At 44.2% G+C, this 17,708-nt stretch carries 5 protein-coding genes; all 5 read right to left on the bottom strand.

Translation table 11 applies throughout. The features are described 5' to 3' along the window. Positions 1–10: 10 nt before the first annotated feature. The 5 genes from MHB79_RS03485 to MHB79_RS03465 are packed head-to-tail and all read right to left on the bottom strand — an operon-like array spanning position 11 to position 17,706. Positions 11–4,516, bottom strand: coding sequence for a type I polyketide synthase (locus MHB79_RS03485; protein ID WP_340989012.1), 4,506 nt, complete (start codon positions 4,514–4,516; stop codon positions 11–13). Then, on the bottom strand, positions 4,509–7,178 hold the full coding sequence (locus tag MHB79_RS03480) for a non-ribosomal peptide synthetase (RefSeq protein ID WP_340989011.1): 2,670 nt from the start codon (positions 7,176–7,178) through the stop codon (positions 4,509–4,511). The genes MHB79_RS03485 and MHB79_RS03480 overlap by 8 nt, the downstream gene beginning before the upstream one ends. Positions 7,179–7,198: 20 nt before the next feature. Beyond that, positions 7,199–16,288 carry a non-ribosomal peptide synthetase/type I polyketide synthase gene (locus tag MHB79_RS03475; RefSeq protein WP_340989010.1) on the bottom strand — a complete coding sequence of 3,030 codons (9,090 nt, stop codon included), beginning with the start codon at positions 16,286–16,288 and terminating at the stop codon, positions 7,199–7,201. Between the two features lie 19 nt (positions 16,289–16,307). Continuing rightward, the gene (locus MHB79_RS03470) at positions 16,308–17,450 is read right to left on the bottom strand and encodes an acyl-CoA dehydrogenase family protein (protein WP_340989009.1); all 1,143 of its coding nucleotides are present in this window, start codon (positions 17,448–17,450) and stop codon (positions 16,308–16,310) included. Next, entirely contained in the window at positions 17,437–17,706 is a 270-nt protein-coding gene (locus tag MHB79_RS03465; RefSeq protein ID WP_050945733.1) for an acyl carrier protein, read from the bottom strand. Before MHB79_RS03465 ends, MHB79_RS03470 begins: the two co-directional genes overlap by 14 nt. Positions 17,707–17,708 lie beyond the last annotated feature (2 nt).

The following is a 17,708-nucleotide window of genomic DNA, read 5'->3' as shown; positions in this document are numbered from 1 at the left end:
TTTCTCCCATCTATTTTCGTTTTAATCTCTGTTTACGGCGGTTCTTTCCATCTGCCATCGCCTGTTTGCGGAGATTAGATGACTCAGTGACAGCTTGCTTTTCTTCCTTCACTCCATGTATCTTCTTCAGTTCTGCAGCCAATGACGCGATCGTTGGATGACTATACATCATGACCACTGGAACCTCTATACCATAAATTGATTTAATATGACCGCTCATCTGCAGTAAATCAAGGGATGTCGCACCCATTTCAAAGAAGTTCTCATTCACATCCGGTTCATGAGGAAAAAAGGAGCTGAGTACATCACACAATGATGCTTCTAGACGATCATCTATGACCTGCGATATTTGTTGAGTCGACTCTTCTTCCTGCTGCATAGGTGTTAATCGGTGTTTCATTCTCTCACCCATGTCTCGAACAGAAACAAGAATTTGCGGATAATCTAAACGCAGCACTTCCTGAAAGGCCTTGATTCCTTCATCTGGTGAAATTCCCGCCTGCTCCTCGAGCGTCATCATGTCATTGACTTTGGCCGCTAATGCTGAGTTGTGTGCCATACCGACTTTTTCCCATCGATCCCAGTTTAAAGAAATCACTGGCTTTCCTTCCTGCCTCTTCTCATGAGCAAAGCTGTCCATAAAAGCATTGGAAGCGGCATAAGCCACTTGTCCAGCCGCTCCAAGAAAGGACACTAGGGATGAACAAAGTAAAAAGAAGTCGAGCGTTTCATCCTTGAGTGCTTCATCCAGCACATAGGTCCCGTTGATTTTTGGCAGACACATGCGAATTTCATCGTCTGCTGTTCTTGCTTGGATGATCTTCCCATCTGCCTCTCCTGCCGCATGGATGACACCATGTAAATCACCAAATGATGTATGAGCCAGCTGGATCGCTTTCTGCACGGCGTCTTTATCTGACACATCACCGTGTACAGTTAGTACATCAGCTCCTAACTCTTCAAGAGTCATCAGCTTTTTCACGGTTTCAGCTTCTTTCCCATCCGCATCACGCAGCTCATGCCATGCAGAGCGTTCACGTATTTGTGATCGGCTGAGGAACACAAGTTTTGCTTGATACGTTTCTGCTAAATGTTGAGCTAGTGTGAAACCAATGCCTCCCATACCGCCGGTCAGGAGGTAAACACCATGAGTCCTGATAGGCTGTGCGGACGATTCCTCTTTGCTTAAAGGTGTACTTGAAGCTTTTCGAACCCACCTACTGTTCCCCCGATACGCCACGACTGCCTCTTGATCGTGCATTGCAACCTCATATGAAAGAAATAGCGGCCAGTCCGCCTTTGTTTCCTGACATAAATCAATGTGCTGACACGCAATATGCTGATATTCTTGAGGAATGGTCAGAGCTAATCCAGTACATGTTGCTTGAAGAGGATTGACCTTCTCCATCCCGATAACATCATGCGCTTGGTTTGTCACAAGGTGAAGACGGATGGTTGTGTTATGATGCTGACTGATCAGCCTGACGAGATCAAGTACAGATAAGTAGTTCGGCTGATCACCTGTATCTTCTGTTAGTTCATCATGCATCCAGATGATCTCTTCCGGTATAAATCCAGATTGCTGCAGTTCAGCCATCACCCACTCTAAGTGTGACAGCATATGAACGTCAGCCTTCATCACCTGGTCATTTTCTTTGATCGTATGATCACTTTGACAGACGCTGACAACCTCTGCATGCCGCTCTTTCAAATAAGCGGCAATATGACCATTTTTCTCAAAAACCAAGATACGCTTCCCTTGATGATGATGCTCTTTTAGTACAGGTGCAGAGCGCTCCCATACCGGAATGTAAAACCAGTCTTGAAAATCAGCGGAGAGTGTCTCCCCCATTTCTGATGGTGCTAAATTGCTCATCAGCTGATCCGCTTTAAACTGCGGAGAGGGGAATATTTGATGCTCAAATGGATATGTTGGCAGTGACACTCGATATGGGGTCTTTTCTTTTCTGACAGCGCTCCAGTTCGGTTCCACTCCAAAACTCCACAGCTTCCCTATAGCCTTTTTCATATATTCATCATCAGCAGCTTGTTCTTTTGGATGTCTCACCAATGAAACAGCCGCTGCTTTGTTCACATCATAGTCATCATGTCGTCTCACAAATTGAGTTAACGTATGACCTGGTCCCACTTCAATGAAAACCACTTCACCAAGTCCAAGTAACGTCTCTAATCCTTGACTAAATAAAACAGGCTGCCTAATATGAGATGCCCAGTAATCAGGCGATGAGGCTTGCTCATTTGTTAACCAGCTTCCTGTCACATTCGAAAGGATCGGAACCTCGCCCTGCTGATAGGTGATCTCTGAGAGAGCGTTCTTAAACTGTACGGACGCTTCAGCCATCATACTCGTATGAAAGGCGTGAGAGGTTTTCAATGTTTGGACAGAAGCTCCTCTTTTTTCAGCTTGTTCGAGATAGATCTGTAACCGTTCTGGAGGACCGGAAACAACAGATAATTGTGAGCTATTCACCGCAGAAAGCTCGACACCCTCTGGAAGATCATGTTCAATCTCTTCGGCAGAGAGTGACACTCCGGCCATTTCACCCCGAGGCATTTTTTGCATCAAACTGCCTCTTTTTAAAACGATACGGATTGCATCTTCAAGGTGTATGATACCGGCCACGCAGGCAGCTGTTATTTCTCCAATACTATGACCAATGAAATAATGCGGACGTATGCCTAGTCCCATCAGCTTCGATGCGAGCGCATACTCAAAACTAAACAAGATGATTTGTGTATATGATGTTTGCTGTATGAGTTGTTCTGCTTTTATGAACTCTTCTTCGGTTGTTGGATATAACACGTTCTCGATCTCAACACCTGATAAAGATAAAATGATGGCAAAACATTTCTGAAGCGTTTGTTTAAATTCAGGATCTTTCTCATATAAATCCTTGCCCATATTCACATACTGAGCACCTTGTCCAGAAAACATCCAGACAACTGCCGGCTGTTGAAAGGCCTTTTGCGGCTGTCCAGCTGACTGGAATGTGCGGTCAGGCCCTGCAAGAAAAGCTTGTCGATAAGGAAAATGCTTTCGTCCCTCTTGCAGTGTAAAGGCAGCCTCGGATAGTGTGACACGCTTTTGTTCTTTTAAATAAGATGTCATTTGTTCAGCCGATTTTTGAACCGCCTGCTTCGATCTTGCAGAAATCACCATTAGTTCATGATCTCTTTCTACTGACGGTTTGTCGGCGGCGGGTGCCTCTTCCATGATCAGGTGTACATTCGTTCCACCGACTCCAAACGAACTAACTCCAGCACGCAGCGGCTGCCCTGTTTTCATCCATGGTACGGGTGTTGTATTGACATAAAATGGACTTGATTCAAAATCAATTTTCGGATTCGGTTTTTTATAATGAAGGCTAGGCGGCAGCGTCTGATGGTACAGACTAAGCGTTGTCTTGATAAAACCTGCAACCCCTGCGGCTGAGTCAAGATGACCAATATTGGTTTTCACAGACCCAATTGCACAAAACTGCTTTTTATCCGTTTGAAAGGCTTTCTTTAGTGACTCAATTTCAACCGGATCTCCAAGAGTTGTACCGGTGCCGTGTGCTTCAATATAAGAAATACTCTCAGCTTCTACACGACTGATGTTGAGTGCCTTTTTAATCACTTCGCTTTGTCCTTCTATGCTTGGTGCTGTGTAGCCAACCTTCCGCCCGCCGTCATTGTTATAGGCTGACCCTTTAATCACGCCATAGATATGGTCCTTATCTTTTAGTGCCTGCTTTAATGATTTGAGCACAACAACACCGCAGCCCTCACCGCCAACGGTGCCTTCTGCCTGTTCATCAAAAGCCCGGCAGTGCCCATCTGGCGACATGATCATGCCTTCTTGATACATGTATCCTTTTTTGTGAGGGGTCGTAATGGTGACGCCGCCGGCGAGTGCCATTTTACATTCTCCAGTAATCAGGGCACGCGCCGCCATATGAATGGCAGTCAAAGAGGAAGAACAAGCTGTATCAACAGCTACGCTCGGCCCCTTCAAATTCAATTTATAAGATACCTTTGTGTTCATGAAATCTTTATCTGTTAACTGAACAGCCGCAAATTGTTCGGATGAGTGATTCGTTCTCATCAGCATGGAAGCAGCTTGCCAATATAAATTAGCAGAAGCGGCTCCAAATAAACCAATCGGTTCCTGATAGGTTTCAGGGTTATAGCCTGCATCTTCAAGAGATTCCCACGCCACCTCATGAAACATGCGGATTTGCGGGTCCATTACTTCTGCTTCACGCTGTGAATAACCAAAGAAATCTGCATCAAAATGATCATGCTGATCAACTGCTCCTTTGGCACGTACATATTGCTCATGATCCAATGCTTCTTTCTCAACCCCTGCCTCAAGCAGCTCTTCCTTCGAAAAGAACGTGATGGACTCTCTTCCATTTGCAAGGTTGTCCCAAAAGTGATGAATATTCTTTGCTCCGGGAAAACGGCAGGCCATCCCAACCACTGCAACCTCTAATCCTGTGAACTTACTCATCTATCATCCCGCCTAACAGTTGAGCGGCACTTTCTAAGTCATCCGCTTCATTTTCTCCATCATCTTCGATCTGTTTCTCTTGCCCTGATGCTTTGTTTTTTAATTGCGTAGCTATTTGCGAAACAGTTGTATATTGGAACAGCTCCATCACTGTCAGCTCCTGCTGAAATTCCTCTTTCACTTTATTGGACAACTCAACGATATTAAAAGAGTTCCCGCCTAAGTCAAAAAACGGTTCATCTATACGAATCTGCGAAGCAGGGACTTGTAAAATAGAGGCGAAAATGCGAACAAGCTTCTGCTCTGTTTCATTATGTGCTTGAATGGTCACAGGCTCTTGATTGTTTGACAGCTGATCTTCTGGATTCGGTAGTGCTTGGATATCCAATTTCCCTGATAGATTCAAAGGAAATTGCTCTATTTGGATGACATGTCTCGGCACCATATAACCTGGTAATCTTTCACTTAAAGACTGACGAAGCGCACGCTGATCTATCACTTGTTTTGCCATCATGTATGCGCAAATATATTGGTCCTGATCCTGCGTTTCCTTAGGAATGACAATGACATCTTGAATCAGTCCTTGCATATGCGGGTCATCAAGAATCGCTCTACGGATTTCCTCTAGCTCAATTCGATATCCCCTAATTTTCACTTGACCGTCGTTTCTCTTGGCAAATTCTAATAAACCATCAAACCGCCATCTTGCAAGATCTCCCGTACCGTATAACATCCCGCTGCTCAGCTCTGGTTTTTTGATAAATTTCTCCTTGCTCAGATCAGGGTGATTGATGTACCCACGACCTACACCATCGCCTGCTATATATAACTCTCCAAAGACGCCAATCGGAACTGGCTCTCCTTGCGCGTCACATATGAAAATATGCTCATTCGGCATCGGCTGCCCAATAGGAATGACTTGTTCGTCCCAGTCTTGGGGAATCAAAAAGGATGATGACTGAACCGTACATTCAGTCGGCCCATACGCATTAATCATGATTGGTTTTTCACCTGATATATGCTGTAAAAATTGATCCATCAGCTCTTTTGTGAACACCTCTCCGCCCACCAGCATCATCTTCAATGCTGGCAAGTCTTGTTTCGATTGCGCTGCTGCCTTGTTCATCAGCTTCAAGTGAGAGGGGGTCACATCAGACAGCTGAATGTGATGTTCTTGGTAAAACGACCATAACGCATGTCCATCCATACGGACTTCATCTTTGGCAATATGCAGCGTATGCCCGAGGAGCAATGCCGGGAACAATGTTTGAACAGACGCATCAAAAATGTGAGAAGCCAGCATCCCTACTTGCAAAGAATTAGGGAGCAGATCAAAAAAGCGCGTTTTCATTCCATATACCAAATTAATGACATGACGATGTTCGATAACGACACCTTTCGGATGCCCTGTCGTACCTGATGTATACAGGACATACGCCATATCCGAAGGCGAGATAGACCAAGTCATATTCTCTTTTATTGATGGTTCTTGAAGCATGTCTTGAATCACATGAATCTCGACATCCAATCCTTCGTGTCCTTCTGTATCCGAGACAATAGCTGTAGCGCCGCTGTTTTTGAGCATATACCGAATTCTTTCAATCGGTAGATGAACATCAATCGGTAAATAAGCATAGCCAGCCTTTAAGATGCCAAGAATGGCAATGACAAGTTCAGCAGATCGATACATTCTGAGTCCAACAGGAGTCTCACGTGTTATCTGACTTTGAGATAGTCTAAGCGCAATGCGATCTGATAAATGATCAACCTCTTCATATGTATAGGAGGTGGTGCCAAACACAACAGCCGTTCGCGCTGGATGCAATTGGACTTGTTGTTGAAATAACGACACAATATCACGATCCACTGGATAAGCGAGCGACTCCCCTTGAAACGAATCAAACAGCTGATTTTTCTCTATATCAGATAAAAATGAGTGTGTGCTCATCGTTTGCTCAGACGTTTCGAGACATTGCTCTGTGAATCCCATGAAATGATTGGAGAACTGCTCCATCATGTGGTCATCATAAATGGAAGCATCCCAGTGAACTTCAGCATGAAGGTGATCTTGTTCTTTCTTCCAAACAATAAGCACATCCGCATGCAGCTGCTCTCTGTCAACTTGCCCATGCAATGTCTCAAATGCACATGCCAGATTGACACGCTTCTTGTCTTCTCCTGCTGAATGCCAAAGCTCATCCATTAAAATATAAACAGGATAGTTTTGATGACGCACTGCCTCCTGAAACGATTGTTTCACTGCCTCTAGCCCTGCGCTAAAGCTCATATGAGGCTCAATCTCTGCCTTCAGCGGCAGCATATGATTGATGGCGGATTGATTAGCAGACTGTTCCATTGTAGGAACAGTCACCATCAACTCAGTTTTTCCGCTATAACGTTGAAGCAAGCCAAAAGCTGCTGTGGTTAGCACGATAAACAGGCGCAAATCAGAATCTCCACATAATTGCTTTAACGAATGATTCATAGCCACAGGGAAGGACGAATGAAGCGATCGGTTCATTGCAGCAGGCTTGGCATGTGAAACCGTATGAGGAATGCGGCCATCAAGCTGGACACCTGATAAGATCGATGTCCAGTAGGCTCTTTCTAACACCCTTTCCTTCGCCGCTGCTTTCAGTTGAAAATCATCATGTTCAATCACTCTTCCATTCACCTCTTTACTTATATTTTCAAGTCATCTAATTCGAAAAGAGATACGTCATCTAATTGCTTGAATGAAGAAGTCAGTTCGATCTCCTCTATTCTTACAGCATCTACTGAAACAGCCCTCATGATGTCTTTCAGCAAGCCCGCAATCTGCTCGATGGTTTCCTCTGTGAAAAGCTCAGTATTATATTCAATTGTTGAAGAAAGACCGTCTTCCTGCTCATACGCAATCCAGAGTAAATCAAAGCGTGACGTTCCTGTCTCATACGGATAATCACTAAAGGTTAAACCGCCTACCTTCAGTTCTGGCTGATTCATATTTTGCAAGGCGAACACAGCATCAAACAATAGATTCCGGCTGACACTCCGGCTTAACTGGAGGTCTTGAACCATTTGTTCATATTGATAGTCTTGATGTCCGAAATCATCGATGACATGTGCTTTCACATCCTGCAGGAATTGCTGGTACGTCAGTTCTGCTTTAGGATACAAACGAAGTGGCAGCATATTGACAAAAATACCGATCACTTGCTGCAGCTCTTCTTGTTTTCTCCCTGCTACCGGAACCCCGACCGTGATATCTGATTGTCCGCTTAATTTGTGAAGCAAAATCTGATATACACTTAACAAGCCCATAAACAGTGTGGCGTCTTCCTGTAAAATCACCTGCTTAAACGCGTTCAGCTCCGCTTCTTCTATACGGAACGTATAATGTCCGCCGCGAAATTGTCTCACTTCTGGCCGATCGAAATCTGTTGGCAGATCAAGTAGCGGGGCACTTTCTAACCGGTTTTTCCAGTAATCACTCGATTCTTTCAGTGCTTCTGATGCAAGCAGGTCATTTTGCCATTCTGAAAAATCTTTATATTGCAGAGCAAGAGGCTCGAGCGTCCTGCCGTCATATAACTGCATAAAGTCATTGACCAAAATATCTTGAGAAAGACCGTCTGAGATAATGTGGTGCATGTCCAGCATGAGTACGAATTCCTCATCTGCCAGCTTCATCACACCGACTCTCATCAATGGAGCTTCACTTAACGTAAAGGCAGTCAAAAATTGTTCAATCACTTGTTTTTGCTCTTCCTCAGATCCTTGTGTTGATCCGTTAGTGAGGTCAAACAATGTGACTGCAAAAGGTACCTCTTCTTCAATCTTTTGATAAGGGACGCCATTCTCTAGTACAAACGCTGTCCGCAAACTTTCGTGTCTCTTAATGAGCTGCTGAAATGCCCATTCCAACCTGCTAATATCGAGTTTCCCTTTGATTCGTCCCGCTTTAAACTCGTTGTATCCTGTGCTGTTTACATCCATTTGCTGCATGAGATACAACCGTTTTTGCGCAGACGACAGAGGATAATGCTCCTTCACTTCGGCTTTTTCAATCGCATGATAAGCAGCAGTATCTGCTTGATCGATATATGCTGCCATTAATCGTATCGTAGGGATTTGGAAAAATTGTGGCAGCGTCAGCTCTACACTAAATGCACGATGAATGATACCAATGAAGGTAATCGCCTTTAGAGAATCTCCACCCATTTCAAAGAAATGATCATCTATGCCAATTTCATCAATCTTAAAGAATGCTTGCCAATGTTGACTTAATGCCTTCTCCAGCTCCGTTTCTGGTTCCGCATAATTCGTGGAAAGCGCTGGTCGAGAATACAGGTTGCCATCTTGTTCATGCTCTCCGCCGCTCTCTTCCTTAAGGGATAAACGGTCTACATATCGGTGAATACGATCATGTAAAGATGTTGTCGAAATAACCATTTGTTCCACTTGATCCAGCGAAAGCAATCGTTCAAAGATCATTCTTCCTTCTTTTTCTGTAATTAACGTTTCGGTGACATCATCTCCGATTGGAAGATCAAGCTGCTTCCCCTGCTCAAATTCCCAGCCGTCAAAGCTAATGACAGACCACTGTGTTTCTGAACGTAGATTGCGTTCATACACGTACGCATCGATGAAATGATTCACAGCTGTATAGGCTGTAAAACCGAGTCCGCCCAAGATCGGTGACAAAGATGACAGGACAAAACAGAAATCAAGGGATCGATCACTTAAGGCAGCATCAAGATGAAGCACACCATTCATCTTCGCTTCAAAATGCGGCTCGGAAAAAGTGACATCTGTTTGCTCCATCACCTGGAAAGATTGGTCGCCTGTCACTCCAGCTGCATAGATCACGCCATCGATTTGCCCATATGATGCATCCACTGTGTTGATCAATTGCTGGATATCTTCCTTGTGACGAACGTCTACTTTCTGAATGAGAACATCTGCACCTGTCTCTTCCAGTGCCATTACCCTTTGGATTTTTTTCTTTGTTGGATCCTGTTCATCATGCGCAGACAGCCATTCTTGCCACTTGCTTCTATCAGGGAGTCCAGATCTGCTCGTTAAGATCAATGTTCCCTTCGTTTGCTCGGCCAAAGTCTGGGCGATATTCAATCCAATAAACCCAAGTCCGCCAATTAAAATGTATACACCATCTTTTTTAGCCAAATGAGCCTGTCCTGTTTCAGGAACTGAACTATTCGCATACTTTTTCACATATCGCTTATTTCGTCGATAGACCGTGAGAAGCTGTCCATACGCTCGATCTAGCTCATCGCTTATTTGCTTTAGCAATCTCTTTTCTTGAACCCCATTTTCCACTGGGCGATCAATATCAAGAATGCGGTAGCGTAAGTTCGGTGTTTCTTGTGAAATCACCATCGCAGGCCCTAGATGGATCGCTTTTTCAGGATAAAGTACAGGCTCACCGCCAACGGCATACGTCAATGAGGAAAGAACTGTAATCGATACCTTTTGGTCCAACACATATTTTTTCAGTGCCTGGCCGATATAAAGCAAGGAGTAATAAGCATCTTGCTGCGTTTGCTTCACCCATTCTTCTTCCGTTTGAGATGACTGTCTTTCTGCAAGCCCCCATAGATGACAAACTTTTGACACGTTGATTTCATCATCTGCCAGATTTGATATGAGCCTTTCATAATCAGATGGCTCATGTGACCGAATGGTATAGCTTTTTTTGTCATGCTTCGTAAATTCATTTCCTTTACGAACGACTACGGACTCGTTCCGTTTCGTCAGGAGCTCAGCCGCAATCTTCTCTCCAAAAGCAGATGGATCTGCAAACAAAAGCAAGGCTCCGCCAGATGTATCTTCTGATGGCACGCAAGGTAAAAGATCCGCTTCCCAATGAGGGGTATAGAACCATTCATCCATTTGCTGCTTTCGTCCAGACTGCTTTGGTTTTTCTTGTTTCACACGATCTGCTGCATCATACCAATAGGAAGTTTGATCAAATGCATACGTTGGCAGCGGCATTTTACGCGGCTGACGGTTTAGATGGAACCTGTCCCAATCAATAGATAATCCGTTTGTCCATAGACGTCCCATTTGACCAAGTAAAAATTCAGTATCCGTCACATCTTGTTTTGCATGTCTTAACACATGACATACATGCTGGTTCAGGCCGTTCAGCGACCGGTTGACCATCACGCTTAAATCTTGTCCTGGACCAATCTCAATTAATTGAATATTGTCCTCTTGTAAAATATTTGTGATGCCTTCAGCAAAGCGAACTGTATCGGTCATATGCCTTTTCCAATAAGACATATCCTTCGCACTCGTATCTGTCATCCAATCTCCTGACAGATTCGAAATGAATGGAATACGAAGCGACTTGGCGTTAATATGCGTTAATTTTTCTCCGAATTGCTCCGCTGCCTCCTTCATGACATGTGAGTGGGCGGCAATGGTTCCACCTAATCGCATACACATCAATCTGTTGCTTTTTAGCTCTTGTTCAAATTCACCTATCGCCTCTTCTAGACCTGACACGATACATGATGAATCATTGACAACCGCGAGAGAAATATCGTTTGGAAGCATCGGTTTTAGCTCTGCCTCAGGTAATGGAACACTCATCATGACGCCAGCTGGTGACGACTGCATCGCATTCGCACGATAGGCGACCATGGACATTGCGTCCTTTAAGCTGAATAGCCCTGATATGGCGGCTGCCGTTAATTCGCCAAAGCTATAGCCGATCATTGCATCAGGACGAACGCCCCATTCAATGAAAAGCATGGATAAGGCATATTCAATGGCAAAAATGGCTGGCTGTGCATATTGAGTACTTGCCAATTGTTCACGTGCCTTTTCTGTTTCAGCTGCTAATGGGTACAGAATACGGGCAAGACTTCGTCCTGTTGCTTCTTCATATGCTTGAAAACAAGCATCCATTTGCTTCTTAAAGTAAGGCTCTTCTCGGTACAAATCTAATCCCATATTGAGATATTGATTGCCTTGTCCAGAAAACATAAAAATAATCTTTTGTTTTTCCACATGCGAATGCATGAGCTTTCCAATGCCCTTGCCTTGCTTTTCTGTTAATACTCTTAGAGCATCTTCTCTGTTTGCCGCAACAAATGCCTGACGAAAACCAAAGGATTGTCTTCCTGTTTGCAGGGTATAAGCTGCATCTGCCAAATTGATAGAAGGTGTGTTTTCTATTTGGCTTGCGAGTTTGTCTTTCATTCGTTCCAAGCTCGTTTTGCTCTTGGCTGAAAGAACAAGCAGCTCAGCAGAACGAGGCATTTGCTGACGATCTCTTTGTGGTGCTTCTTCTAAGATGACATGTGCATTCGTTCCACCCATTCCAAATGAGCTCACCCCCGCCCGCCGCAAATGGGAAGCTGGCTGCTTCCAGTCGGTCAGCTCAGTGTTTACAAAGAAAGGACTGTGCTCAAATGCAATGTTTTCATTGGCTTTTTTGAAGTGAAGACTAGGTACAAATGTGTGATGCTGAAGCGAAAGCACAGCTTTGATCAAGCCAGCTGCTCCTGCCGCTGCATCTAAATGTCCAATATTTGTTTTCACAGACCCAATGCGGCAAAATTGTTTTTTCTCTGTGTCGAAAGCCTTTGTGAGCGCCTCTATTTCAATCGGATCACCAAGTGATGTGCCAGTTCCATGTGTTTCCACATATTCAATCGTCTCTGGTGAAACATCTGCTTGATGCAGGGCATCCTGAATGACACGTGTCTGTCCTTCGACGCTCGGAGCATTGAAACCAACCTTTTGATCACCATCATTGTTGATGGCAGAGCCCTTAATAACCGCATAAATATGGTCACCATCTTCTATGGCTTCACTAAGTGCTTTTAAAGCAACAAGACCAACACCATCTCCGCCAACAGTTCCATCTGCTTGATCATCAAAAGCGCGGCAGTGGCCATCACTTGATTTCACCATGTTCTGCTGATAAACGTAGCCTGATTTCACTGGGTGCAGGATCGACACACCTCCCGCAAGAGCTACATCTGAATCACCATTTGCAATGGATTGACAGGCCAAATGCAAGGCGACCAAGGAAGTTGAACAAGCGGTTTGCAGCGTAAGCGCCGGTCCTTTCAAATTCAATTTATGGGCAATTCTTGTACTGACGGTATACGTATCATTGAGTGAACCCACTTCAAACAGCTCTGACATGCTGCTATCAAGGGAAGCGGCAAAACGCTGAATCCATTGGAAGTTCGAAGTGGACCCAGTAAACAACCCGACCTTCCCCGTATAATTTTCTTGTACATACCCCGCATCTTCCAGCGCCTTATAGGCGTATTCATGCAGGAGACGTATTTGAGGATCCATCATTTCTGCCTGACCTGGCGAATAGCCGAAGAAGGATGCATCAAATAAATCAGGTCCATCAATGACACCCTTTGCCCTCACATAATCGGATCGCTCGAAGGTTTGGCGGTCAATACCAGCTTCAAGCAGTTCTTCATCGGAAAAGAAGGAAATTGATTCTTCTCCATTCTTCAAATTTCGCCAAAATGCCTCAACATTTTTCGCACCTGGGAATTTACCAGCCATTCCAATAATGGCAATCGGCTCATTGGCTTTTCTTGTCTTTTGTTTTACAGGCTGCGCGCCTGCCGCTGCCTGCTCTGAATCGCCGCTTAAATATGCGGCAAGCTCTCTAATCGTTGGACGCCGGAACATTTCGACCATTGGAATGCTTTGATTCAATTGCTTAGCGAGCTGTTGATTGACGTGGATCAAATTGAGTGAATGCCCGCCAATGTCAAAGAATTTGTCATGAACACTTACCTCATCTAAGCCGAGGACCTTTTTCCAAATGTCTTGAATGACTTTCTCCGTATCAGAAAGATAGTCAGAGCCCGCCTGTTTTTTCGTTTGCTGCGCCTGTTTTAAAGCAGGTAAAGCTCGTTTATCTAGTTTGCCATTGGCAGTCAGCGGCATATCGTCTAATTGAACAAAGTGAGTTGGGATCATATAATCCGGCAGTTGATCAGCCAACGCTTGTTTTATTGCCGCTTGATCAAGTATGGCTGTCGTGACAACATATGCGGCCAAACATGGTGTACCAGAAACATCTGGCTTTACAACAACAGCTGCTGCTTTTATTCCTGGCTGTTCATTCAACCAAAATTCAATCTCACCAGTTTCAATCCGGTAGCCTCTCAGCTTCACTTGATCATCATTTCGACCTAAAAATTGAATGAGACCATTAGGGAGAATGCGCGCTGCATCACCTGTTTTATAAATTTTTTCTCCTGGCTGGAAAGGGTGATCGACAAATCTTTCTTCGGTTAGTTCTGGGCGATTCAAATAGCCTTTTGCGACACCTTTTCCGCCAATATATAATTCACCGACGGCTCCTTCCGGCATGAGATTCATATGTCTGTCAAACAGAAGAATATCTGTATGCTGTGCTGGCTTTCCAATCGGTACATACACGTCTTGATCAATGTCCTGGTCATATCGATGAATCATGCAGCCAACGACCGTTTCAGTTGGTCCATATTCATTCACAATTTCAACTGGCTGCGGAAAGGACTGCTGAATGGATTTCGCTAAAGATGTTTCCAGCTGCTCTCCGCCTAAAATGAAACATTTCATTTGGCTGTCTGGGAAAGACAAATGCTTAATAAACTGTAAATGAGATGGTGTCAGTTTCATCACATGTACACGGTTGTCGTTTATGATGTCTTCGACAAGTAGCTGCCGGTTTTCATGGTGATAAATCATGATGGTATTTCCTGAAATGAGCGGCGTGAAAATAGAAGTAACCGTCAAGTCAAAGGACAGTGAGGTATACAAAGCAAAATGCCTTGTTTCTCCTCGAACATATACTTGCTTCGCCCATTCAATATAGTTGGCTAAGCCAAGATGATGAATGAGTACACCCTTTGGTCTTCCGGTCGTTCCTGATGTATAAATGCAGTAGGCTGTTTGGTCTGAGGTGATGGCTTCTGCCAAGTTGTCTGATGGTCCGGTGTATAGATCCGGCTGCGTGATATCGATTTTTTCTCCATGATAGGCGTAGGTGAGCCCTTTTATTGGATGAGTTAAGAGCCATTCTACTCCGCTGTCTTCTAATAGATATTCTATTCGTTCCTGCGGATATTCAGGATCAATCGGCACGTATGCACCGCCAGCTTTTAAGATCGCTAAGCATGCTATCACCATTTCAATGGAATGCTCTGCTAAAATGCCGACACGCTGCTCCTGTTTGACTCCTTTGTTTTGTAAATAATGTGCGAGCTGGTTCACTCTCTTATTGAGTTGTTCATATGTAACCGTCGTATCGCCAAACTCAACTGCGACTGCCGCTGGCGTTCGCTCTACTTGTGCTTCAAATAGGTCAATCACCGTTGGCTCATGGCTAGGTGTTGCCCCGCCATATTGCTTGAAGACCGCTAACTGCTTTTCTTTCTCTTTTTCTGATAGCAGCTGTAGTTGAGCAGCAGATTTATGCGGATGTGCACATGCATCAGACAGGAGATGAAGAAAATGCTGACACCACTTTTCGATTTGTTCAGCTGAAAAGGTGACGGGGTTATACACCAATGAAAAGTGCAGCTGATCATCAAACGCCTGAACACTAAGCGTGAGATCGAATTCTGTCTGCTCAGTCATCTCAAATCCACGAATACGAATTGGCTGATCGTTTTTCGTGAGCATTTGATCTAGTGGATAGTTTTCAATGACGACGATTGAATCAAATAATGATTGCTCTGCAGTCATTCCCGCATATTTCTTTAAGTCAGATAGCGGGGTATGTTCATATTCATTTCTTACAGCGATCTCACGGCTCACTTCCTGCATCTGTTCAAGAATTGGCCGCTCTTGTTCGAATGAGACCCGCAGCGGTAATGTGTTAATGAACAATCCAGTCATCTTTTCAATATGAGGGACATCAGCATTTCTCCCTGATACTGTTGTCCCAAAGACAATATCATCTTGGTTCGCATACTTAGATAGCAAAACTCCCCACAGCGTATACATCACAGATGCCAGCGTCACGTCATATTGATTCGTGAATTTGCTCAGGCTCTCCGCAATGGAAGTATCCACTTGATGTTCATATTGATGAAACACTTCTGAATTTTCATGTACGCCGCTTGACTTCGGAAGCAGTTCTGCATAACTCCAGCCGTTGAAAACATTTTTCCAATAGGCGGCTTGTGCTTCTGTCTGTTGAAGGTTTTTCTGCTGCCATTTAACAAAGGATTGGTAGGACGGTCTTTCTTCCAGAAGAGGTTTGTCCCCATTCGATAAGCGCTCATATGCACTCATCCAATCGCTTAATACAATCCCAAGGCTCCATCCGTCTAATAAAATATGATGGAAGCTAATGAGAACCCAGCTGACTTCATCATTCACTTCACATAACGTCAGACGAAATGGGACTTCCTGCAGATCAAAGCGTTCCTCTCGGTTCTGTGCCGTCACCTCTTCTTTCAGCACATGAAGAGGCTCCTTCGCTTTTGTCAAATCACGGTATCGAATGTCTGGCTGATGCTCCTTCAGCACAATTTGTACTGGTCTTGCGAGTTCCTGCCATCTGAATAATGTTCTAAGCATTTCATGCTGTTTGGTGACATTCGTCCATGATTGTTCAAAAATGTCTCGATCTATCGGTCCATCTATTTCGATCAGCAGTTGTTCAAAATAAGCTGTTCCGTTCGGTTCCATTAAATGATGAAACAGCAGTCCCTCTTGGATCGTAGTGACACCTAACATATTTTCAATGTTCTGTTTATCCAGCTTCTGCGGCTGTAAAGCCATGGGATCATCTCCTTTCTCTCTAAGAATGTTTCACGAAATAATGGCGTAAACCATAGTTAGCAATAACCTGCTGCTGAATTTGCGAAGTTCCTTCAATAATTTCAAGCACCTTTGCTTCACGATATAGTCTTGAAGCTGAGTTTTCCCGGCTAAATCCACTTCCGCCATGAATTTGGACATTTGTATTTGTAATGTCAACGGCAATTTTAGAGGTGAAATATTTTGCGATGGATGTTTCAGTGATCGCATCAGGATGATTCGCTTCTCTCATTTCCCCAGCCTTTAGGCATAAGGCTCTCGCTGCATGGAGCTGGGTCACCGCATCTCCGATCATGCCTTTGATCATTTGATGCTTGTACAATTTTTCATTAAATTGTGTTCTTTTACGCGAATACGTGACAAGAGAATCAACGGCTTCTTGTGCGATGGCAAGCCCTGCCCAAGCGACACTGTATCTTCCATGGTCTAATGCGAGTGACACCACATGGTTAAATCCGCCTCCAACTGGTCCTAAAACACAGTCTTCATGCACATGAACATGATCGAGGGTGATTTCCGCTAAATATGACGCTCGGTTGGCCATCATTCCTGTAATCCTCTCAATCTCTACACCCGGCTGATCTCGATCGACAAGGAATGCCGTGACTTGTTCACCGTCTCTTGCAATCACAATAAAGAAATCGGCAATCGCTCCAAAGGAAATCCACTTTTTCTTCCCATTTAATACATAGGATTGCCCTTCCTTTTGATAGCTTGTTTCAACATGATTGGCATCTGAACCAATATTCGGCTCTGACAAAGCAAAGGCTCCGATTTTTTCTCCCTTGGCTAATTCAACGAGCCAGCCTTGTTTTTGCTCTTCTGTTCCATAACGAAGAATGGCTTCTCCTACAAGTGAATTCACTGTCAATAATGTGCGTACATTACAGCAAGCTTTTCCCACTTGTTCTGTGAACTGTCCATATGCGATTGGATCAAGCCCTAGCCCTTGATAGGAAGACGGGATACCTGCTGCCAAGTAGCCTCTTTTTGCCATATCTCGAATCAGTGACTCTGGCAAATGTTCCGTCTCATCGAATTCATTGGCAAACGGACGGATATGTTCATCGCAATACTGGCGAATTTCTTCAACGGCATTGATCGTTTGTTCAGCTGTTTTCATGAAGAGCCGCCCCCTGTTGTTTTCTCTCAATTAAGGCGACAATGCGATTGACCGTACTAAAATGAGCAATGTCGAGGTCTTCGTTATCTAATTGGAATTGAAAGTCTTGCTCGATATAGTTCACTAGTTTCATCGCAAATAGAGAATTCACAAAGCCTTGTTCAAAAATATGATCATCATTTCCAAGTTCAATTTCCTCATCAAATACCACTAGGTTTTGCTCGATATAAGCTCTTACTTGTTCGTGTAGGTTCATGA

The organism is Bacillus sp. FSL M7-0558, from assembly GCF_038003245.1.
GTDB lineage: Bacteria > Bacillota > Bacilli > Bacillales > Bacillaceae > Bacillus > Bacillus pumilus.
This window is presented reverse-complemented; position numbering and strand designations above follow the sequence as displayed.

What these genes read in the sequence shown, in the direction of transcription:
- MHB79_RS03485 (WP_340989012.1), bottom strand. Translation starts at nt 4,516, where the DNA reads ATGAGTAAGTTCACAGGATTAGAGGTTGCAGTGGTTGGGATGGCCTGC.
- MHB79_RS03475 (WP_340989010.1), bottom strand. Translation starts at nt 16,288, where the DNA reads ATGGCTTTACAGCCGCAGAAGCTGGATAAACAGAACATTGAAAATATG.
- MHB79_RS03470 (WP_340989009.1), bottom strand. Translation starts at nt 17,450, where the DNA reads ATGAAAACAGCTGAACAAACGATCAATGCCGTTGAAGAAATTCGCCAG.
- MHB79_RS03465 (WP_050945733.1), bottom strand. Translation starts at nt 17,706, where the DNA reads ATGAACCTACACGAACAAGTAAGAGCTTATATCGAGCAAAACCTAGTG.